Annotated in this window: 19 protein-coding genes; 10 read left to right on the plus strand and 9 right to left on the minus strand. The window is 59.9% G+C overall.

All coding sequences use genetic code 11. The annotated features are described in order from the left end of the window. Positions 1-172 precede the first annotated feature (172 nt). Positions 173-2845, plus strand: a complete 2673-nt coding sequence (gene acnA, locus ACTJJ6_RS09075) for an aconitate hydratase AcnA (RefSeq protein ID WP_049299400.1) — start codon at positions 173-175, stop codon at positions 2843-2845. A gap of 56 nt (positions 2846-2901) precedes the next feature. Here acnA and ribA read toward each other — a convergent pair whose 3' ends face one another. After that, entirely contained in the window at positions 2902-3495 is a 594-nt protein-coding gene (gene ribA / locus ACTJJ6_RS09080) for a GTP cyclohydrolase II (protein WP_004930678.1), read from the minus strand. A 279-nt stretch (positions 3496-3774) separates the two neighbouring features. Between ribA and pgpB the strand changes: the two genes are divergently transcribed. From pgpB to lapB, 3 genes are all read left to right on the plus strand, one after another. After that, positions 3775-4539, plus strand: coding sequence for a phosphatidylglycerophosphatase B (gene pgpB / locus ACTJJ6_RS09085; protein ID WP_049299398.1), 765 nt, complete (start codon positions 3775-3777; stop codon positions 4537-4539). Between the two features lie 298 nt (positions 4540-4837). Continuing rightward, positions 4838-5140, plus strand: coding sequence for a LapA family protein (locus ACTJJ6_RS09090; RefSeq protein ID WP_004930650.1), 303 nt, complete (start codon positions 4838-4840; stop codon positions 5138-5140). 6 nt (positions 5141-5146) lie between these two features. Beyond that, positions 5147-6319, plus strand: a complete 1173-nt coding sequence (lapB, locus tag ACTJJ6_RS09095) for a lipopolysaccharide assembly protein LapB (RefSeq protein ID WP_143779055.1) — start codon at positions 5147-5149, stop codon at positions 6317-6319. Positions 6320-6379: 60 nt separating this feature from the next. Here the strand turns inward: lapB and ACTJJ6_RS09100 are convergent, their stop codons facing one another. Together ACTJJ6_RS09100 and bhsA are read right to left on the minus strand one after the other, a co-directional pair. Then, positions 6380-6679 carry an Arc family DNA-binding protein gene (locus ACTJJ6_RS09100; RefSeq protein ID WP_004930644.1) on the minus strand — a complete coding sequence of 100 codons (300 nt, stop codon included), beginning with the start codon at positions 6677-6679 and terminating at the stop codon, positions 6380-6382. Positions 6680-6852: 173 nt separating this feature from the next. Further along, positions 6853-7113: a multiple stress resistance protein BhsA gene (bhsA, locus tag ACTJJ6_RS09105; RefSeq protein WP_016927533.1), complete on the minus strand. Its 261-nt coding sequence runs from the start codon at positions 7111-7113 to the stop codon at positions 6853-6855. A gap of 329 nt (positions 7114-7442) precedes the next feature. Here bhsA and pyrF point away from each other — a divergent pair, with 329 nt between their 5' ends. Beyond that, positions 7443-8171: an orotidine-5'-phosphate decarboxylase gene (gene pyrF, locus ACTJJ6_RS09110; RefSeq protein WP_028127463.1), complete on the plus strand. Its 729-nt coding sequence runs from the start codon at positions 7443-7445 to the stop codon at positions 8169-8171. A 10-nt stretch (positions 8172-8181) separates the two neighbouring features. After that, a complete protein-coding gene (gene yciH, locus ACTJJ6_RS09115) occupies positions 8182-8508 on the plus strand; it encodes a stress response translation initiation inhibitor YciH (protein ID WP_016927535.1) in 327 nt (108 codons plus the stop codon). Positions 8509-8696: 188 nt separating this feature from the next. On the opposite strand, the gene osmB is transcribed toward yciH, so the two are convergent. The 4 genes from osmB to ACTJJ6_RS09135 all read right to left on the minus strand — a co-directional run bounded on the left by osmB (position 8697) and on the right by ACTJJ6_RS09135 (position 13320). Then, positions 8697-8915: an osmotically-inducible lipoprotein OsmB gene (gene osmB / locus ACTJJ6_RS09120; protein WP_004945176.1), complete on the minus strand. Its 219-nt coding sequence runs from the start codon at positions 8913-8915 to the stop codon at positions 8697-8699. Between the two features lie 271 nt (positions 8916-9186). Then, positions 9187-9933 carry a DeoR/GlpR family DNA-binding transcription regulator gene (locus ACTJJ6_RS09125; RefSeq protein ID WP_004930631.1) on the minus strand — a complete coding sequence of 249 codons (747 nt, stop codon included), beginning with the start codon at positions 9931-9933 and terminating at the stop codon, positions 9187-9189. 50 nt (positions 9934-9983) lie between these two features. Next, positions 9984-12416, minus strand: coding sequence for a formate C-acetyltransferase/glycerol dehydratase family glycyl radical enzyme (locus ACTJJ6_RS09130; RefSeq protein ID WP_440802486.1), 2433 nt, complete (start codon positions 12414-12416; stop codon positions 9984-9986). 4 nt (positions 12417-12420) lie between these two features. Beyond that, on the minus strand, positions 12421-13320 hold the full coding sequence (locus tag ACTJJ6_RS09135; protein ID WP_049299393.1) for a glycyl-radical enzyme activating protein: 900 nt from the start codon (positions 13318-13320) through the stop codon (positions 12421-12423). 149 nt (positions 13321-13469) lie between these two features. On the opposite strand from ACTJJ6_RS09135, the gene fsa reads away from it, so the two are divergent. Then, positions 13470-14135 (plus strand): fructose-6-phosphate aldolase, encoded by a 666-nt coding sequence (fsa, locus tag ACTJJ6_RS09140; RefSeq protein WP_164053762.1) that lies wholly within the window; start codon positions 13470-13472, stop codon positions 14133-14135. A gap of 48 nt (positions 14136-14183) precedes the next feature. Here the strand turns inward: fsa and ACTJJ6_RS09145 are convergent, their stop codons facing one another. Next, positions 14184-16250 (minus strand): carbon starvation CstA family protein, encoded by a 2067-nt coding sequence (locus ACTJJ6_RS09145; RefSeq protein ID WP_440802481.1) that lies wholly within the window; start codon positions 16248-16250, stop codon positions 14184-14186. Positions 16251-16635: 385 nt separating this feature from the next. Between ACTJJ6_RS09145 and ACTJJ6_RS09150 the strand changes: the two genes are divergently transcribed. From ACTJJ6_RS09150 to ACTJJ6_RS09160, 3 genes are read left to right on the plus strand one after another with little or no spacing between them, the layout of a single operon-like run. Next, positions 16636-17799, plus strand: a complete 1164-nt coding sequence (locus tag ACTJJ6_RS09150; protein WP_049299388.1) for a M20 aminoacylase family protein — start codon at positions 16636-16638, stop codon at positions 17797-17799. A gap of 30 nt (positions 17800-17829) precedes the next feature. Continuing rightward, complete coding sequence (locus tag ACTJJ6_RS09155) at positions 17830-18939, plus strand: MFS transporter (RefSeq protein WP_440802479.1); 1110 nt, start codon at positions 17830-17832, stop codon at positions 18937-18939. Positions 18940-18963: 24 nt separating this feature from the next. After that, a complete protein-coding gene (locus ACTJJ6_RS09160) occupies positions 18964-19140 on the plus strand; it encodes a hypothetical protein (RefSeq protein ID WP_440802477.1) in 177 nt (58 codons plus the stop codon). A 76-nt stretch (positions 19141-19216) separates the two neighbouring features. On the opposite strand, the gene ACTJJ6_RS09165 is transcribed toward ACTJJ6_RS09160, so the two are convergent. Further along, positions 19217-21151: an exoribonuclease II gene (locus ACTJJ6_RS09165; protein WP_143779052.1), complete on the minus strand. Its 1935-nt coding sequence runs from the start codon at positions 21149-21151 to the stop codon at positions 19217-19219. Positions 21152-21240 lie beyond the last annotated feature (89 nt).

The raw sequence follows: 21240 nt of genomic DNA on the forward strand, positions 1-21240 counted from the left end.
GACGCGTGGCCTAACCCCTTGGCTGTGCTCGCACTTCCTTCTTCTTGATTGTTCTCACCTATCGTTGTGATCAAATCGTGTTGTTATCAAAACGTTAACTTGTCTTTGTGGTATCTTTAAACAAGACCTCACTGATTACCCTGTTTTAGTCACAATAAGAAATGGAGGAGCTATGTCGTCCGATCTTCGTGAAACAAGTCTGGATAAGCTGGTTGCGCTGAATAGCGAATATTACTACTACAGTCTGCCGCTGGCGGCGAAGCAGCTGGGTGCTATCGACCGGTTGCCGAAATCGATGAAAGTGCTGTTGGAGAACCTGCTGCGTCATGTGGATGGCGATACCGTGCAGGTTGACGACCTCAAGGCCATCGTCGCCTGGTTGCAAACCGGCCATGCTGACCGTGAGATCGCCTACCGTCCGGCGCGCGTGCTGATGCAGGATTTTACCGGCGTCCCGGCGGTGGTGGATCTGGCGGCGATGCGCGAAGCGGTACGGCGACTGGGCGGCAATGTCGAGCAGGTGAACCCGCTGTCGCCGGTGGATCTGGTGATTGACCACTCGGTTACCGTCGATGAATTTGGCGATAACAACGCCTTCGAAGACAATGTGCGTATCGAAATGCAGCGCAACCACGAGCGCTACACCTTTCTGCGCTGGGGGCAGAAGGCCTTCAACCGCTTCCGCGTGGTGCCGCCGGGCACCGGCATTTGTCACCAGGTTAACCTCGAATACCTTGGCCAAACGGTGTGGCACAGCGACGAAAGTGGCCGCCGCGTGGCCTATCCGGATACGCTGGTGGGCACCGATTCCCACACCACCATGATTAACGGCCTGGGCATCCTGGGCTGGGGCGTGGGCGGCATCGAAGCGGAAGCCGCGATGCTGGGCCAGCCGGTGTCGATGCTGATCCCGGACGTGGTCGGCTTCAAGCTGACCGGCAAGCTCCGCGAGGGCATTACCGCCACCGATCTGGTGCTGACCGTCACCCAAATGCTGCGCAAACACGGCGTGGTCGGCAAGTTCGTCGAGTTTTACGGCGACGGCCTGGCCGATCTGCCGCTGGCCGATCGGGCGACCATCGCCAACATGTCGCCGGAGTTCGGCGCGACCTGCGGCTTCTTCCCGGTGGATGACGTTACGCTCGGCTATATGAAGCTCAGCGGCCGCAGCGCCGAACAAATCGCGCTGGTGGAAGCCTACGCCAAGGCGCAGGGCATGTGGCGCAATCCGGGAGATGAGCCGGTATTCACCAGCTCGCTGGCGCTGGATATGTCGACGGTGGAGGCGAGCCTCGCCGGGCCGAAACGCCCGCAGGATCGCGTGGCGCTGCCGAATGTGCCGCAGGCGTTCAAGGCTGCTACCGAGCTGGATATCGGCGGTCACAAGGCCAAGACAGACAGCAAAACCTTTACGCTGGACGGGCAGCAGCACGAACTGCGCGACGGCGCGGTGGTGATCGCGGCGATCACCTCCTGCACCAACACCTCCAACCCGAGCGTGATGATGGCGGCCGGCCTGCTGGCGAAAAACGCCGTCAAGAAAGGGCTGCGTAGCAAACCCTGGGTAAAAACCTCGCTGGCGCCGGGTTCCAAAGTGGTGACCGACTACTTCGACAGCGCCAAACTCACCGCCTATCTGGAAGAGCTGGGGTTCAACCTGGTGGGATATGGCTGTACCACCTGTATCGGCAACTCCGGGCCGCTGCCGGATCCTATCGAGCAGGCGATCAAAGAGGGCGATCTGACCGTTGGCGCGGTGCTGTCGGGCAACCGTAATTTCGAAGGGCGCATCCACCCGCTGGTGAAAACCAACTGGCTGGCCTCGCCGCCGCTGGTGGTGGCTTATGCGCTGGCGGGCAGCATGAAGATCGATCTGACCAAAGAGCCGCTGGGCGAGGGTAATGACGGTCAGCCGGTCTATTTGAAGGACATCTGGCCGAGCAGCCAGGACATCGCTCAGGCGGTGGAAGAAGTGCGCACCGAGATGTTCCACAAGGAATACGGCGAAGTGTTCGATGGCGACGCCAACTGGCAGGCGATCCAGGTGACCGGTTCGGCGACCTATCAGTGGCAGGAGGATTCTACCTATATCCGCCATCCGCCGTTCTTCAGCACCATGCAGGTGAAGCCGGATCCGGTGCAGGACATCAAAGACGCGCGCATTCTGGCGATTCTGGCCGACTCGGTGACCACCGACCACATCTCGCCGGCGGGTAACATCAAGCGCGACAGCCCGGCGGGGCGTTACCTGAGCGAGCATGGCGTAGCGCCGCAGGATTTCAACTCCTACGGTTCACGCCGCGGCAACCACGAAGTGATGATGCGCGGCACCTTCGCCAACATTCGCATCCGCAACGAAATGGTGCCGGGCGTGGAGGGCGGCTATACCCGCCATATTCCGTCACAACAGCAGCTGTCTATCTACGACGCCGCCATGCAGTACCAGCAGGAGAAAGTGCCGCTGGCGGTGATCGCCGGTAAAGAGTACGGTTCCGGCTCCAGCCGCGACTGGGCGGCGAAGGGGCCGCGCCTGCTGGGCGTGCGGGTGGTGATTGCCGAATCCTTCGAGCGTATTCACCGCTCTAACCTGATCGGCATGGGGATTTTGCCGCTGGAGTTCCCGCAGGGGGTGACGCGCAAAACCCTGGGGCTGACCGGGGATGAGCAAATAAGCGTTGGCGGCCTGCAACAGCTGCAGCCGGGCCAGACGGTGCCGGTGCACATCACCTATGCCGACGGGCGCAAGGAAGTGGTCGACACCCGGTGCCGCATCGATACCGGCAATGAGCTGACTTACTACGAAAACGACGGTATCCTGCACTATGTGATCAGGAAAATGCTGTAATTAATCAATAAAAAGGGCGCCGTAAGGCGCCCTGATTGTTTCCGCGGCGGTGGCGATCACTTCTGGTCGAGCAAATGGCCCATTTTGGCGGCCTTGGTGGCCAGATAGCGTTCGTTCTTCGGGTTGCGACCGACGATCAACGGCACGCGTTCGCTGATGTTGATACCGGCTTCGGTCAGGATCTCGACTTTTTTCGGGTTGTTGGTCAGCAAACGCACCGCGTCGACGCCCAGCAGTTTGAACATGTCGGCACACAGGGTGAAGTCGCGCTCGTCGGCGGCGAAGCCGAGCTGGTGATTGGCTTCCACGGTGTCTGCGCCCTTATCCTGCAGGGCGTAGGCGCGGATCTTGTTCAACAGGCCGATATTGCGGCCCTCCTGGCGATGATAAAGCAGGATGCCGCGGCCTTCTTCCGCAATCTGCTCCAGTGCGGCTTCCAGTTGAAAACCGCAGTCGCAGCGCAGGCTGAACAACGCGTCGCCGGTCAGGCATTCGGAATGCACGCGTGCGAGTACCGGCGCTTCGCCGGAAATATCACCGAATACCAGTGCCAGATGGTCATGTCCGGTCGCCAGTTCTTCGAATCCTACCATCAGGAAATCGCCCCAAGGTGTCGGCAGTTTAGCCTCTGCCACCCGTTTCAGCTGCATGTCACTCTCCACAAAAACCTACGATTCAATCATTGTCGCGCATCCTAAGTCCGGTTCAGTAAATTGACCAAGACTAAAACGTGCTACGCCGATCTCTATTTCGTTAATTATCGGCTATTTTGCCACAACTTCTTGCCGGGCGGTGCTCAGCAAACCAGCAGATGGCGTTTTCTGGCCACCTATTATTGCGATAGGTTTCCTATCTGTTTAATTTTTCGCGTGTTATCAATATTGCACTCTTGTTACACTGCAGCCTGATTCACGCAGAGGAAAACGGGAATGTATGAGATAGCAAAACGTACGGCGGGCGGCGCGCTGCTGCTGCTGTTGATGCCGCTGGTCGTATGGGCATCCGGCTGGCATTGGCAGCCCGGCGGCAATGAACGGCTGCTCAAAGCGCTGTTCTGGGTGACCGAAACCGTGACCTCGCCGTGGGGCATTCTGACCAGCGCTATCCTTTGCGGTTGGTTTTTGTGGTGCCTGCGCTTTCGGCTGAAAGCGGCCATCGGTCTGGCGATCCTGCTTTCCGCCGCGTTGGTGATTGGGCAGGGGGTCAAGTCGTTGATCAAGGATCGGGTGCAAGAACCGCGGCCGTTTGTGGTATGGCTCGAGCAAACCCACGGCGTGGACGGAAAATATTTCTATTCGCTGCATCGTAAAGAGCGCAGCGCGCTGGTGCGCGAGCAACTGCAAGACCAGACGCTGGTGCCGAACTGGCTGCGCAAGCACTGGCAGTTTGAAACCGGCTTCGCTTTCCCGTCGGGGCATACGATGTTCGCCGCCACTTGGGCGCTGCTGGGCGTAGGATTGCTGTGGCCGCGCCGCCATTATAAAACCGTCGCGCTGCTGATGGTGTGGGCAACGGGGGTGATGGGCAGCCGTCTGCTGCTGGGCATGCACTGGCCGCGCGATCTGGCGATGGCTACGCTGATCAGTTGGCTGCTGGTGGTGATCACCTGCTGGCTGGCGCAGCGCTGGTTCGGTCCGCTGACGCCGCCGCCGCAAGAGCAGCAGGAAATCGCGGCGCGCAAGCCGGAGATATGATCGATATGTGACCGCGTCACAAAATAGGCGGCATCGGACCGGTGCCGCATTAACCGCTTACATTTTCCTGCCATTGCAATTCGCCCGGTTGCCCCCATATCCTTATAAATTCGACGTTTTGAGAAGCTTTCTCATCAATTTGTTCGCTAAGACCGTTTACTGCCGAATATGCCAGCAGATATGTGGTTTTATCGTGCGGCAGGGTTTCCCTGCCGCAGCGGGAAATGCTAACTTAAGGGTTAGGGACGCCACATTTTGGCATCGTTCATCCGATTCACTCGGCATCGCGGGAAAGAATGTGAAATATTTGCTGATTTTTTTGTTGGTTCTGGTGATCTTCGTGATTTCCGTCACCTTGGGTGCGCATAACGATCAGGTGGTCAATTTTAACTATCTGGTTGCGCAGGGGGATTATCGCGTATCGACCCTGTTGGCCACGCTGTTTGGCGCCGGTTTCGTTCTCGGCTGGATCATTTGCGGCCTGTTCTACCTGCGTACGCGTATTGCGCTGGGTCGCGCCGAGCGCAAAATCAAAAGGCTGGAGCTGCAGCTTGAGCAGCCCGCAGAACCGGCGGCTCAGCCTGTTGTCAGCAAGGAATAATCCTCTATGTTAGAACTGCTGTTTCTGTTGCTGCCCGTGGCTGCCGCGTACGGTTGGTACATGGGGCGCAGAAGCGCTCAGCAGGATAAACAGCAAGAAGCCAACCGCCTGTCGCGCGAATATGTGGCAGGGGTGAACTTTCTGCTTTCCAACCAGCAGGACAAGGCGGTCGATCTGTTCCTCGACATGTTGAAAGAGGACAGCAACACCGTTGAAGCCCACCTGACCTTGGGTAACCTGTTCCGCTCGCGCGGCGAAGTCGACCGCGCCATCCGCATCCATCAGGCCTTGATGGAAAGCGCCTCTCTGACCTTCGAACAGCGCCTGCTGGCGGTGCAGCAACTGGGCCGCGACTATATGGCGGCCGGGCTGTATGACCGCGCGGAAGACATGTTCAGCCAGTTGACTGACGAAGCGGATTTTCGCGTCTCGGCGCTGCAGCAACTGCTGGTGATCCATCAGGCGACCAGCGACTGGCAGAAAGCGATCGACGTGGCGGAAAAGCTGGTCAAGCTGGGCAAAGAGAAGCAACGCGTCGAGATCGCGCACTTTTACTGTGAGTTGGCGCTGCAGGCGATGGGCAGCGACGATCTCGATCGGGCGATGAGCCTGCTCAAACGGGCGGCCGCCGCCGATAAACAGTGTGCGCGCGTGTCCATCATGTTCGGGCGCATCTACATGGCGCAAAACGACTACGCCAAAGCGGCAGAGTCGCTGCAACGCGTACTGAGCCAGGATAAAGAGTTGGTCAGCGAAACGCTGCCGATGCTGCAGGAATGCTACACGCATCTGCCGGAACAACAGCACAACTGGGCCGATTTTCTTAAGCGCTGCGTGGAAGAGAACACCGGCGCCACCGCCGATCTGATGCTGGCCGAGATCATCGAGCAGCACGAAGGGCGCGACGTGGTGCAGGTCTATATCAACCGTCAGCTGCAGCGTCATCCGACCATGCGGGTGTTTTACCGGCTGATGGATTATCACCTGGCGGACGCTGAAGACGGCCGGGCGAAAGAGAGTCTGCTGCTGTTGCGCGATATGGTCGGCGAGCAAATTCGCACCAAACCGCGTTACCGCTGCCACAAATGTGGCTTCACCGCGCACTCGCTCTATTGGCATTGCCCGTCGTGTCGCGCCTGGTCGTCGGTTAAACCGATCCGCGGTCTGGATGGGCAATAACGCGGCGGCGCGACAAAATAAAACGGGGCGATTTATCGCCCCGTTTTTTTATGTTCATACTTACTTTTTCTTGCCGCCTTTGGCGCCGGTTTTCAACAGCTGGCGGAGTTTCTTCAGCTCTTTCTGGCTCAGCGGCTGTTCAATTTCTTCTTCGGTGCTTTGATTGTCGATCTCGCCGTGGTGCAGGTCATCCGCCTTTTTGGCCGGTTTTTCTGCTTTGGTGGCGGGCGCGCTGAAACTGCTTTCCAGGCGCTGGCACACTTCCACGCTCAACGAAAATTCGTTTTCAGCGGCGGCGGCACGGATTTTTTCCTTGAGTTCCAGAGGAATTTTAATGGTAAGTGTCGATATCTCGCTCATTTTGAAAGCCTTTCTGCAGGAAGATGCCTTCAAGCTAAGCCACTGGCGATCGGGTGTCTAGTGTGTAATAAAAATTTAATATTTATGTAACAAGTGAGGGCGGGGCAAACGCGGGTTTTTTTAGGCGAGAAACAGAGGCAGGGCCCGAGCGTGCGGGCCCTGTACCGGAAACATTATTTGTAGATGATCGCGGTGCCGCTCAGCATGTTGTTACCGCCGGCGGAGATGATGCGGTAGCTGCTGGCGCCCTGAGCGTCGGCTTTAGCGGCCAGCTTTTTTTCCAGGCTGCTGAGGGTGGTCGCGTGGCCTGCGGAAACGATGCCGGTGGCGGTCAGGTTATCGGCCTGCTGGCTATTGATCGGTTCAGCGGCGAAAGTGGCGAAAGAGGTCAGTGCGATAGCGGCAGCGGTTGCAAAATATTTGATGGTTTTCATAGGTGACTCCAGTCTGTTTATTTAGGAAGGAAGCCATTCGCTTCCGATGGGTTGAATAATAAAGCATCTACGTCGATTGAAAATCTGATAATGCTGAGTAATTCATTCAAAATATCTGATCAACAATTTACGCATCTTTACGGCGTTTTACGCTGCGTGGTTTATCGCTAACGCGCTTTCGTTGACGCGCCATGACAAAGGTGAGCGGTAACATGACAGAGCGCCGGTGCGCGCTGCGGCTGGGATTTCTGCCCTCCGGCATGTAGAATGCGGCGGTCAGTTTCGCGGGTGAGTCCCTGATTATGTCTATTTTACAGAAGGTAGAAGAAATGAAGTCTGAAAATAACACTAATAACAATGACTTAAAATCATCTCCAATCGTTGTGGCGTTAGATTACGCCGATAAGAACGCCGCGTTGGCGTTCGCCGACCGTATCGATCCGCAAGACTGCCGGCTGAAAGTGGGCAAAGAAATGTTCACGCTGTTTGGGCCGCAATTGGTGCGCGATCTGCATGGGCGCGGCTTCGACGTATTTCTTGACCTGAAATTCCACGATATTCCCAATACCACCGCGCATGCGGTCGCGGCGGCGGCCGAACTGGGCGTTTGGATGGTCAACGTCCATGCCAGCGGCGGCGCGCGCATGATGACCGCCGCTAAAGAAGCGCTGGCGTCATTCGGGGCGGATGCGCCGCTGTTGATTGCCGTGACGGTGTTGACCAGCATGGAAGCAGAAGACCTGCGCGGCATCGGCATTGAGGCCAGCCCGGCGGAACACGCCGAGCGCTTGGCGCGCCTGACCCGCGACTGCGGGCTGGACGGCGTGGTGTGTTCGGCACACGAAGCGCAGCGGCTGAAGGCGGCCTGCGGGCAGGCTTTCCAACTGGTTACGCCGGGGATCCGCCCAGAAGGCAGCGCGGCGGGCGATCAGCGCCGTATTATGACGCCGGTGCAGGCGCAGGCCGCCGGCGTGGACTACATGGTGATTGGGCGTCCGATCACCCAATCTGCCGATCCGGCCGCGACGCTGCGCGCGATCCGCGCCTCTTTGGCCTGAGGAACCGCCGATGAATGACGATAACAGCCGCCTGGTGTATTCCACGGACACCGGCCGCATCAAGCAGGAAGAGGTTAAACCGCAACGCGCCAAGGGCGACGGCATCGTGCGCATCCAGCGTCAGACCAGCGGCCGCAAGGGTAAGGGCGTATGCCTGATCGCCGGCGTCGATCTGGATGATGCTGCGCTCGACAAACTGGCGGCCGAGCTGAAAAAGAAATGCGGCTGCGGCGGTTCGGTGAAAGACGGGGTCATCGAGATCCAGGGCGATAAACGCGATCTGCTCAAGCAACTGCTGGAAGCCAAAGGCATGAAGGTCAAACTGGCGGGCGGTTGAGGTGAATCGCCATGCCGCGGTGCAATGCCGTGGCATGGCTTGAGGTTGTTGCTGCCGGGGATTAGCCCGTTAACGGCAAAAGAACCATAGACTTAAAGTAAAACAGACCTGAAATCATCGTTATTGGTTAATACGTCAAAGCGCCAAAGCGCTTTTGCCAGCCTGTCGGCCGAGGGCGCTCGGTCAGGTTATTTACCAACCTGGTGACCGATAATGCCCCCTACCGCAGCCCCGCCCAGCGTACCCAACGCGCTGCCGTCTGTCAGCACTGCGCCGCCGACTGCACCTGCGCCGGCACCGATAGCGGTGTTGCGATCGCGTTTGGACATGTTGGAACAGGCACTGAGTGAAAACGCCAGAGTCAGTGCCAGAGCGGCGGTGGCGAAACGTTTATTGATAATCATCATAATGACTTCTCCTTAGCATTGGCTATATGGAAGTGCCCTATAAGTATAGGCGTTAACCATAAATCAGGCCTGCTGTTGATTCCCGTACAGTATCGATATAAAAAATGGCATTTTTTGTTAACGGCCGAATAATTAGCAGGTTACGGCCCAAAAGTCGCCGAAACTGAGTATAGGTTTCTCGGGAAGGATAAACAGGTAAATAGTCTTAAAATCCTGCGGTGCAAGGGGAAAGACGCGCGGCGTGGCCCGCGCGGTGCGGCGGTGATCTGCGTTATTCGTTGACCAATTCCACCTGTACGCCCTGACGTTTCAGCTGATGCTGATACTCCAGCGCCAAACGCGAATCGGTGATCACCCGGCTGATTTGCCCCGGCTGCGCCAGCGGGTTAGGCTGGATCTGGCCGAATTTGCTGGAATCCGTCAGCACGATATTCTCCACGCCCTTGGCCAGCACCGCGCTGACCACGTCGGCGCGCATCATGTCGCGGCCGGTAAAGCCGGTTTCGGCCTGAAAGCCGTCAATGCCGATAAACGCCTTGTTGAAATGCACCTGCTGAATGCACAGCCGCGTGAGCGGGCCGACCACGGTCTCGCTTTTCTTCTGGTACATGCCGCCCAGCACAATCACGTCGCAGTCGGTTTCTTTCAGCAGGTTGGCGATGTAGTGGCTGACGGTGATCAGCGTAATGCGCTTGCGTTCGGCGATGTAGCGCGCCAGCAGGGCGTTGGCGCTGCCGCTCTCGATAAAGATCGTCTCGCCGTCGTTGACCTGCGCGGCGGCGTATTGCGCCAGCCGCTGCTTGAGGGTGAAATTGGACATCATGCGGGCGTCGACGTCATCACTCTCCAACGCCACGGCGGAGCCGTGCACCCGCTTCAGATAACTGCGCTTTTCCAGCAGGTTGAGATCCTGCCGGATGGTGACTTCCGAGACGCCCGAGGCGCGCGCCAGCTCATTGACGCTGATCCGCCGGCGATCGTTAACCAACTGCAATATGGTCTGTTGTCGTAAATTCATATCGGCCTGATGATGCGGCCGCCAAGGCGCGGCCGCTAAGAGTCAAAGGTTTAAAGAGTATGTTCTGTGCGCGCAATAATATCATCCTGCGCCTCAGGGGATAATGCGGTAAAGAAGGCGGAATAGCCAGCTACGCGAACCACTAAATCACGATATTGGTCAGGGTGTTGCTTCGCCGCCAGCAGCGTTTCGCGCGACACGATGTTGTACTGCACATGCCAGCCGCGGTAGCTCTCGAAGAAGGTGCGCAACATCAGCATCAGCTTTTCCCGATCGCGCGGGTTGTCCAGCGTCGCCGGGTTCAGCTTTTGGTTGAGCAGCACGCCGCCGAGGATCGCCTCGGTCGGCAACTTGGCGAGCGAATTGAACACCGCCGTCGGCCCCAGGTGGTCGGTGCCGGACGCCGGACTGGCGCCTTCCGCCAGTGGCGCGTGCGCCTTACGTCCATCGGGCGTGGCCAGAGTGGCGGCGCCGAAGGGCACGTTGGCCGAAATCGACGAGGTGCCGGCGTAGTAACCGCCGCCGATCGGCCCGCGGCCGAAGCGGGTGTTGCGATACTGCTTCAGTTCTTCGATATAGGTTTGGTAGGCGCGCACCAGCAGCCGATCGACCTCGTCCACATCGTTGCCGTATTTGGGCGCGGCGTTGAGCAGCCGCTGGCGCAGCTGCTCGCCATCCAGCCCGGCGAAGTCGTCGGCCAGCGCGGTCGCCAGCTGCTGCTGGCCGATCGCCCCCTGGTCGAACACCAGTTTGCGCACCGCCGCCAGGCTGTTGCCCAGGTTGGCGATGCCGACCTGCAGGCCGGAAACCCAATCGTATTTGGCGCCGCCTTGCTTGATGCTTTTACCGCGTTCGATGCAGTCATCCACCAGCGCGGAACAGAGGATATCGTGGGCATTCTCTTCCAGCACGCTGTCCACCACGCATTCGATCTCGATCGACTTGCGCGTGTAGTAGCGGATTTGCCGATCCCAGGTGGCTAAGACCTGCTCGAAATCGACGAAGTTTCCTTTGGACAGCGCTTGTTCCTGCGGCATGAATATTTGCCCGGAGGTGGCGTCACGGCCCTGTTCCAGCGCTGCCAGCAGCACGCGGGCGAAGTTGATGAAGCTCATGCCGGTGCAACGATAGCCCCATTTGCCGCCGACGGCGGTCTCGATGCAGCCAATGGCGGCGTAGTCGTAGGCGTCTTGCGGCTCAACCCCCAGCTTGATGAATTCGGGAATGACGATTTCGTCGTTGTTGAACGCCGGCATGCCGAAACCGCAGCGGATCACCTGCACGCAGGCGTCGAGGAAGTCGGCGCTCATCCCGGCATGGTAACGCACGCTGAGGTTGGGCTGGGTGGAGCGCAGGCGGCCGCAGGACTCGAGAATGGCGTAGGACAGCGGGTTGACCGCATCGCACGGCCGGCCGTCGATCAGCTTCTGTCCGCCGATGGTGACGTTCTGGTACAGCGGGCTGCCGGCGGAAGCCTTGGAATGCGAGCCGGAGCGGATCTTGTTGACCTCCAGCAGCTTCAGCCAGCAGCTGTGCAACAGCTCGATGGCGTCTTCTCGCGCCAGCTTTTGCTCCAGCTCCACGTCACGCCGATACCAGGGATAGAGGTATTGATCGAGGCGGCCAAAGGAAACCGAATGGCCGTTGGATTCGATCTGCAACGTCAGCTGGATGAAATAGCACAGCTGCAGCGCCTGCCAGAAGGTTTGCGGCGGGCGATGGGCGATCTGTTCACAGTTATCCGCGATGGCCAGCAGCTCGGTACGCCGGCCAGTGCGCGGTTCGTTTTGCGCCATGTCGCGCGCCAGGCGGGCGAAGCGCAGGATGTGTTCGCTCAGCGCCGCCAGCACGATGTCGATAGCGTTGAGAAACTGTGCTTTGTGCAGGTCTTCCCACTCGGTCAGGCGCAGGCGGCTGCGGCGCGCGTTCACTTTTTCACGCAGGCCGTCGAGACCTAGCTCCAGCAACAGCGGGAAGTTGACCGCCAGGTGAGCATCGCCGGAGGTCATGTTGCCCTCGGCCTTGATGATGCCGGTGGCCAGCAGCGCTTTTTGCTCGTCGGTGAACATGCCGTAGCAGCGATCCTGCACCGTTTGGCCGCGCCACCAGGGGCACAGGCGATGCAAAATCGCCTTGTTCTCTTCGCTGACCGAAAAACCGGCGCCCGGCCGGTCGGCCAACTGGTCTATTTCGTTTTCTATCCAGCCGACGGTGTATTCGGGGAAGATCGGCGCGGCGCGCAGTTCGCTGGCCTGGTTGCCGACGATCAACTCGTCGTTGGCGATCCAGATGGTGCGTTTCGCCAGGTGGTTAGCCAGCGCCAGCGCGCGGCGCACCGGCAGCGGCTTGTCCTGATGCTGTTGATAGGCTTCGGTATAGTGCTGTGCTCGTTCGGTGCACACCGGCGGTTTGACGATGTGAATCAGCGCGTTCTTATGCGCCTGAATGCGGGCGCTGAGGGTGGTCAAATCCAACGTGGTCATGGCGTTATCCTCGCAAAATGGCGGTCAGGCCTTTGGCGCCGGCATAGTCTTCGGCGAAGGCCAGCAGATCGGGCGCGTCCAGCGGCGTGCGGGCGGCACGGTAGGGCTCGCCGAGCAGGTGGTACTTGTTGATGCCCAGCGTGTGGTACGGCAGAAAGTGGATCTCCGACACGCCGATCTCGTCGGCGGCGAAGTCGACGATCGCACGGACAGAGCGACGATCGGCGTTGAAATCGGGGATCAGCGGCACGCGCACGGTCATTGGCACGCCGTGCGCCGCCAGCCGGCGGAAATTGTTCATCACCCGGCGGGCGGAGCCGCCGGTCCAGGCTCTAAAGCGCGCTTCGTCGGTGTGTTTGAGATCGGCCAACAGCAGATCCAGCCACGGCAGCGAAGGCGCGATGTAACGCCACGGAACGTGCAGGCAGGATTCGACGGCGGTGTGGATGCCGGCTTCGCGGCCGCGCCGCAGCAGTTCCGCTGCAACCTCCGGCTGCATAAAGGGTTCGCCGCCGGACAGCGTTAAACCGCCGCCGCTGCGCAGGTAGAAAGGCTTATCCCGCATCACCTCGGCCATGATATCGTCGGGGTTGACCGGGCTGCCGCACAGGCTGAGCGCGCCGGTCGGGCAGGCGGCGGCCAGCGCCGCGTAGTCGTTTGCGCTGATGACTTCACGCTGCAGCGTCAACGCCTCTTCGTCACGCTGCAGGCCTTGCGGGCAGCGCTCGGCGCACAGCGTGCAGCCGCTCAGGCACAGGCGTTCGTCAAACAGCAGGTCTGCATGGCGCGAGCGGCTTTCCGGGTTCTGACACCAGCGGCAGCTCAGCGGGCAGCCTTTTAAAAAGACCACGCTGCGGATGCCGGGGCCGTCATGGGTCGAGTAGCGCTGCAGATTGAAGAACATGAGTCACCCGTTTGGCGTTGCTGAATCTTTCGCCATTAAAGGTGTTTCGAATGAAAGTTGAATTGATTTTGATCAAAAGTTAGCGCGGTTTTTGCCCTATGATGATCAGAGTTTGAATCCGCCCACAGAACATGACACAGGAGTCCGTGATGGAGCTTTATCTCGATACCGCCGATGTGACCGCGGTAAAACGCCTGGCGCGCATTCTGCCGCTGCACGGCGTCACCACCAACCCGAGCATCGTGGCGAAGGAAGGCAAGCCGATCTGGGAAGTGCTGCCCGCGCTACGCGACGCCCTCGGCGGCACCGGTAAGCTGTTCGCGCAGGTGATGGCGGCCGATGCGGAGCGCATGGTGGCGGAGGCGGCGCTGCTCAGTCAGCGCGTCCCGGGGCTGGTGGTCAAGATCCCGGCGACCGCCGAAGGGCTGGCGGCGATCAAGAAACTCAAAACGATGTCCATCCCGACGCTGGGAACGGCGGTGTACGGCGCCGGGCAGGGGCTGTTGGCGGCCTTGGCCGGGGCGGAATATGTGGCCCCTTACGTCAATCGGGTGGACGCGCAGGGCGGTGACGGCATCGAAATGGTGCACGAGCTGCAGCAGCTGCTGAGCCTGCACGCGCCGTCGGCGCAGGTGCTGGCCGCCAGCTTCAAAACACCGCGCCAGGCGCTGGAGTGCCTGTTGGCCGGCTGTCAGGCCATCACGCTGCCGGTGGACGTCGCGGAGCAGTTCCTCAGCGCGCCGGCAGTGCAGGCCGCGGTCGAGAAATTCGAACAGGATTGGCAGGGGGTGTTCGGCTCAACGCTCTTAGGCTAAAGCCAGTAAAAAGGGCGCCGCGGCGCCCTTGCTTGATGCTCGGTTCGCTTAGCCGCGGCCGGTCTCCTCTCGCAGTGCGGCGCTGACCTCGTGCACCGTCGGTTGTTCGGAACGCAGCGCCCGGCGGATGGCGAAGAAAGCGGCGATCAGCATGGTCACCGCCACCAGCATAAAGAACCCGCACAGCGCGGCGTTGATCTGGTTGCTGAATACGATGGTTTCCATGTCTTTCAGCGATTTGGCCGGCGCAATAATCGTGCCTTGCTCGATGCCGGTGGAGAATTTCTTCGCCTGCGCCAGGAAGCCGATGCTCGGTTTTTCGTGGAAGATCTTCTGCCAGCCGGCGGTCATGGAGGTCACGAACAGCCAGGCGGTCGGCAGAATTGTCACCCAGGCGTAGCGCTGCTTTTTCATCTTGAACAGCACCACGGTGCCGAGGATCAGCGCCATCGACGCCAGCATCTGGTTGCCGATGCCGAACAGCGGCCACAGAGTATTGATGCCGCCGAGCGGATCGACCACCCCCTGATACACGAAGAAGCCCCAGCCGGCCACCGCCACCGTGGTGCCCGCCAGGTTGCCGAACCAGGAGCGGTTGTTGGCCAGCTGCGGCACCGCCACGCCCACCAGATCCTGCACCATAAAGCGGCAGGCGCGGGTGCCGGCGTCGACGGCGGTCAGGATGAACAGCGCTTCGAACAGAATGGCGAAATGATACCAGAACGCCATCATCGCCCGGCTGTTGAACACCTCACTGATGATGTGCGCCATGCCCACGGCGAAGGTCGGGGCGCCGCCGGCGCGCGACAGAATGGAGTTCTCACCCACCTCTTTGGCGATCAGCGCCAGCGTTTCCGGCGTGACGATAAAGCCCCAACTGTTGATGACCTGCGAAGCATTTTCCACCGTGGTGCCGATCAGCGCCGCCGGCGAGTTCATGGCGAAGTAAACGCCCGGATCCAGCACCGAGGCGCAGATCAACGCCATGATGGCGACGAAAGACTCCATCAGCATGGCGCCGTAACCGATAAAGCGCATGTGGCTTTCGCGCTCCACCAGCTTCGGCGTGGTGCCGCTGGAAACCAGCGCGTGGAAGCCGGAAATGGCGCCGCAGGCGATGGTGATGAACAGGAACGGGAACAGGGCGCCGGCGAACACCGGGCCGCTGCCGTCGATAAAGCGTGAAACCGCCGGCATTTTCATCTCCGGCATGGCGAAGACGATGCCGATGGCCAGGCCGATGATGACGCCGATTTTCATAAAGGTGGAAAGGTAGTCGCGCGGCGCCAGCAGCAGCCACACCGGCAGCACCGAGGCGACGAAGCCATAGATCACCAGCACCCAGGTCAGGGTGGTGCCGTGCAGCGTGAAGAATGGTCCCCAGTAGGGATCTTGCGCCACGTTGCCGCCGTAAACGATCGCCAGCAGCATCAGCACGAAGCCGATCACTGAGATTTCAGCGATTTTGCCCGGCCGGATAAAGCGCATGTAGACGCCCATGAACAGCGCGATCGGGATGGTGGCGGCGATGGTGAACAACCCCCACGGGCTGTCGGCCAGCGCCTTCACCACCACCAGCGCCAGCGCCGACAGGATGATGATCATCACCCCCAGCGCGCCGAGCATGGTAATCACCCCGGCGAACGCCCCCAGCTCTTGCTTGGCCATCTCCCCCAGCGAACGTCCGTCGCGGCGGGTGGAGATGAACAGCACCAGAAAATCCTGCACCGCGCCGGCCAACATAACGCCGACCAGGATCCAGATGGTCCCCGGCAGGAAGCCCATCTGCGCGGCCAGGATGGGCCCCACCAGTGGCCCGGCGCCGGCGATGGCGGCGAAGTGGTGGCCGAACAGCACCCATTTGTTGGTGGGCACGTAGTCCAGGCCGTCGTTGTGGCGTTCGGCCGGGGTAAGACGGCGGTCATCCAGTTCAAAGACCTTGTCGGCGATGAACCGGCTGTAGAAGCGGTAGGCGATGCTGTAGCAGGCGACGGCGGCGACCACCAGCCAGACGGCGTTGACGTGTTCGCCGCGGCTGAGCGCCAGCATGGCGAAGGCGAAAGCGCCGACCAACGCCACCAGCAGCCAGATAAGTCCGGACCTGATGTTTTTCATGAAACAACTCCTTGGCGTACAGAGGTAGAAATTGACGTTGTTATTAGGGATGACGTTTTAACAGTAGAAGTTTTGCCGCTGAACCGCGGCAGGTCGGATGAGAAATGTGAAGCAGGTGGGGTTTTAGTGTAAAAACAACGTGATGAAACGCCGTTGGCGCAGGCTGCCGCCCACGCATTTCCGAACAGATTTTCATTCTGCACTTTTACTGCGCATGCAGCGAATCATCGCCGTTTTTTATCTGGGTGCGGCGTTTGTCGGCTTATTATTTCATCTGTAGAGGTGTGCCGGAATAAAATGGCACGCATCGTGTTATACCTTTATTTTCATCCGCCTGTTTATTCATTCATTAAATAAATAATAGGGAAAGAAAAGGGATTTAATTATGATAAATAAAGTTATTGAAGGGTATTTACCGCAGCTCACGGCGATTCGTCATGATATTCACCAGCACCCGGAGCTTGGCTTCGAGGAGTTTCGTACCAGCGATTTGGTGGCGGATTATCTGAGTTCGTGGGGGTATGAGGTGCACCGCGGATTGGCGGGCACCGGCGTCGTCGGTACGCTGCGAGCGGGCGCCGGTGCGAAGCGTCTCGGGCTGCGCGCCGATATGGATGCGCTGCCGATCGAAGAAAACAACGGCAAATCCTGGAGCAGCAGCGTGCCCAACCGCATGCACGGTTGCGGCCACGACGGCCATACCACCATGTTGCTCGGCGCTGCGCGTTACCTGGCGCAAACCCGCCGTTTCAATGGCACGCTGCATCTGATTTTTCAGCCGGCGGAAGAGACGCTGGGCGGCGGCGCGTTGATGGTGGAGCAAGGGTTATTCGAACGCTTTCCCTGTGACGCCATCTTCGCCATGCACAACATGCCGGGTCTGCCGGTGGGCGAGTTTTTCTTCCGTCACGGCGCCTTTATGGCTTCGACGGACCAATTCGTCGTTACCGTGCAAGGCTGCGGTGGGCACGGCGCTATGCCGCATCTGACCGTCGATCCGGTGCTGGTGGCCTCGCATATCGTCGTCGCGCTGCAAAGCATCGTCTCGCGTAATACCGATCCGCTGGAGGCGGCGGTGATCACCGTCGGCAGCATTAAGGCCGGTGAGGCGGCCAATGTTATCCCGGACAGCGCGGAAATGCGGCTTAGCGTGCGATCGCTGGGGCGCGAGTGGCGAACAACGCTGTTAACGCGCATTCCTGCGCTGATTCAGGCGCAGGCGCAAAGCTTCGGCGCCACGGCAATCGTGAACCACATCAACGGCGCTCCGGTATTGGTTAACGATGAGGCTATGACGCGCTTCGCGCATCAGGTGGCGGAACAGCAGTTTGGTGCCGCGCGCGCGCACTACGGCGCTAAGCCGCTGATGGGCAGCGAAGATTTCACCTTCATGCTTGAGGCGCAGCCGCGGGGGTGCTATCTGCTGATCGGCAATGGCGACGGTGAAGGAAGCTGTATGGTGCATAACCCGGGATATGACTTTAACGATGAATGCCTGGCGGCGGGCAGCCATTATTGGGGCGCGCTGGCGGAAGCGTATTTAAAATAAGTCAGAAAAATAATAACAGGGAAGATAATAATGAGTGAAAATACGGCGGTGACGCAATCAGAAATAAACACGCCGTCGAAGGCGGGCGGCAAGAAAGTGATATTTGCCGCCTCCTTCGGTAATGCGCTGGAATTTTTCGACTTCGGCATTTATAACTTCTTCGTCATTTATATTAGTGTGCTGTTCTTTCCGCCGTCGAGCGATCCTAATCTGGCGTTGCTGCTGGCGTTCGCCACGTTCGGCGTCAGTTTTATTATGCGGCCTCTGGGCGGTATTTTGATCGGCGCCTATGCCGATCGCCGCGGCCGCAAACCGGCGATGATCCTGACGATTTCGTTGATGAGCCTGGGTACGGCGATGATCGGTTTTGCGCCGACCTACGCCAGCGCCGGCTATTGGGGAACCGTCACGCTGGTGGCGGCGCGCCTTATCCAGGGTGTGGCGGCGGGTGGAGAGGTGGGGGCGTCGATGTCGTTGCTGGTGGAGTCGGCGCCGCCTAATCGGCGCGGCTTCTATTCCAGCTGGTCACTGGCGACGCAGGGTATCGCCAGCGTGATTGGCGGTGTGACAGCGCTGGGGTTGAGCGCCGCGCTGCCGCTGCTTTCGGGCGAACCGAACGCGATGGCTGAATGGGGGTGGCGCATTCCTTTCTTTATCGGCGTGGCGCTTGCTCCGCTCGGTTGCTGGCTGCGCCTCGGGCTGGAAAGCGACCGTCCGCCGATGCCGCGCACTCAGGAGCCGCCTGCGCAGCTGCGCCGGCACTCGCGAGCGGTGGTACTCGGCGTGATGTTGACCATCGGCGCCACGGTTGCCACGTACATTTCTATGTATTATCTCGGTACCTTTGCGGTGAAGTATCTGGGCATGGCGCAGACTTACGGCTATGCCGCGATGCTGCTGGCCGGGATCATCACTTTCGGCGGCAGTTTGCTGGTTGGGGGCTGGTGCGATCGCTATGGCCGTCTGCCGCTGATCCGCTGGGCGCGGATCGCCATTTTGCTGCTGGCGTTGCCGGTTTTCTGGTTGCTGACGGTGGCGCCGTATCCGGCGGTGTTGCTGAGCGTGGTTGCGCTGATGGTTGGGCTAACGACGTTGGGGTCTGTTCCTACGCTGTTGGTGATTTCCGAGCTGTTTCCGTAGCGCGTGCGCGCGCTGGGGTTTGCGTTGGTTTATAGCCTTGGCGTCGCAATCTTCGGCGGCTTTGCCCAATACATCGCTTCACAGTCGATCGCACTCAGCGGTTCGCTGCTGGCGCCCGCCGGCTATCTGATGTTGGCGACGCTGATCTCGCTGGCCGCGTTGCCGCTGTTGCGTGAAACCGGCGGCGATCCGCTGCGCTAGCAGACGCGGGGCAAAAAAAGCGCCGGCGGTTTTCACCGCCGGCGCTTGACGCTTGTTACCGCACGCTATCCTACCGTCAGACCGCAGGGCGGGCGATCACGCTGCGGGTTTCCATGCGCACTTCGGCGATGGTGACCTGCAAGGTATCGCTTTGGCGGTAAACCACTTCACCTTTGATCTGCACGGTGCCGGTTTCCTGGCTGCACTGCATTTCGTCACGCACTGCGTGAATGAACGGCGCCGGGATGAAGGCAACCGCGCCGTTGTCCAGCAGGCGCACACGCAGGCCGCCACGGGTTACGTCGATAATCTCGGCGTTGAAGCGGGTATCGGTGCCGGCCTTGTCCTGCAGGAAGCGGGCGTACAGCCAGTCGCCGACGTCGCGTTCCGCCATGCGGTTCAGGCGGCGGCGCTCCGCCAGCTGCACCGTCACGTCATCCTGCGGTTTTTCCGCCGACTGCTGGTTGATGATCGCCTTCAGCAGGCGGTGGTTGACCATATCGCCGTATTTACGGATCGGCGATGTCCAGGTGGCGTAAGCCTCCAGACCCAGACCAAAGTGTGGCCCCGGCGTAGTGCTGATCTCGGCGAAGGTCTGGAAGCGGCGGATGCGGCTGTCGAGGAACTGGGTCGGCTGCGCGTCCAGGTGGCGGCGCAATTCGCAGAAACCGTCGAGGGTCAGCAGCTTCTCGGCTTCGGCTTCGACGCCGTTGGCCTGCAGTACGGTGACCGCTTGCTCAACCAGCGCAGGATCGAAACCGGTGTGCACGTTGTACACGCCGAAGCCCAGGCGATCGCGCAGCACGATGGCGGCGCAGACGTTGGCGGCGATCATGCATTCTTCAACAATACGGTTGGCGCTGCGGCGCTGCTCGGTAACGATCTCCAGCACGTCGCCTTTTTCACCCAACACGAAGCGGTAGTCCGGGCGATCTTTGAATACCAGCGCATGCTGGTGGCGCCAGGCGTTACGCGCGTCGCAAACGCGTTTCAGCAGGGTGATCTGTTGCGCGATGGCGTCGCTCGGCGGTTGCCAGCCGGCAATGCCGTCCAGCCAGTCGGAGACTTCGTCGTACACCAGTTTGGCTTTGGATTCGATCTCGGCGGCGAAGAACTGAATATCTTCGCCCAGCGCGCCGTCGGCGGCGATGGTCACGCGGCAAGCCAGCACCTGACGGCGCTCGTTAGGGCGCAGCGAGCACAGGTTGTCCGACAGATCGCGCGGCAGCATCGGGATGTTGAAGCCCGGCAGATAGTTGGTGAAGGCGCGCACGCGGGCGATATCGTCCAGCTTGCTGCCTTGCTCGACATAAGCGGTCGGATCGGCGATGGCGATGGTCAACTGCAGCGAACCGTCACCGTTGTCGGTCACGTACAGCGCATCGTCCATGTCTTCGGTGCTGGCGCTGTCGATGGTGACGAATTCGAGCGCGGTCAGATCTTCACGCACCAGCGCAGCGTCCGGCTCGCTGAGAGCCTGCATCTCCGGCGCCTCTTTTTCCAGATTGTGACGCGCCAGCGTCACCCACCACGGGGCGAAATGGTCTTCACCGTCGGTGATAAACTGGGTCAGGTCGGCGTTGAAGCCGCGATCGCCTTTCAGCGGATGACGGCGCATTTCCGCCACCGCCCAGTCGCCGGCCTGGAAGTTGTGGGTCAGTTCACGCACCGGGCGGCACGGAATCGCCTCTTTCAGCAACGGATGATCGGGCACGATGGACAGGCGATCGTCGCGCTTTTGCACGCGGCCGACGAAGCGCGACAGGAACGGTTCGACCAGGGTTTCCGGCTCGGCGATTTCGCGCTCTTTCTCGGTGTGCAGGGTGGCGATAATGCGATCCCCGTGCATGACTTTCTTCATGTACGGCGGTGGAATGAAGTAGCTTTTTTGACCGTCTACTTCAAGAAAGCCAAAGCCTTTCTCAGTCCCTTTCACGACGCCTTCAACGCGCGGGGTCTGAGAGTGAAGTTGCTGTTTAAGCTGCGCCAGCAGCGGGTTATCTTGAAACATATCGTCCAGTGAATGGGTTGTGAGTGGCAAGATTTGCGGCTGACAGTTTTACGCGAATCACCCGCTGCGAGCAAGCCTAACGTCACGGA

Source organism: Serratia sp. 22278 (assembly GCF_052045405.1).
Lineage (GTDB): Bacteria > Pseudomonadota > Gammaproteobacteria > Enterobacterales > Enterobacteriaceae > Serratia > Serratia marcescens.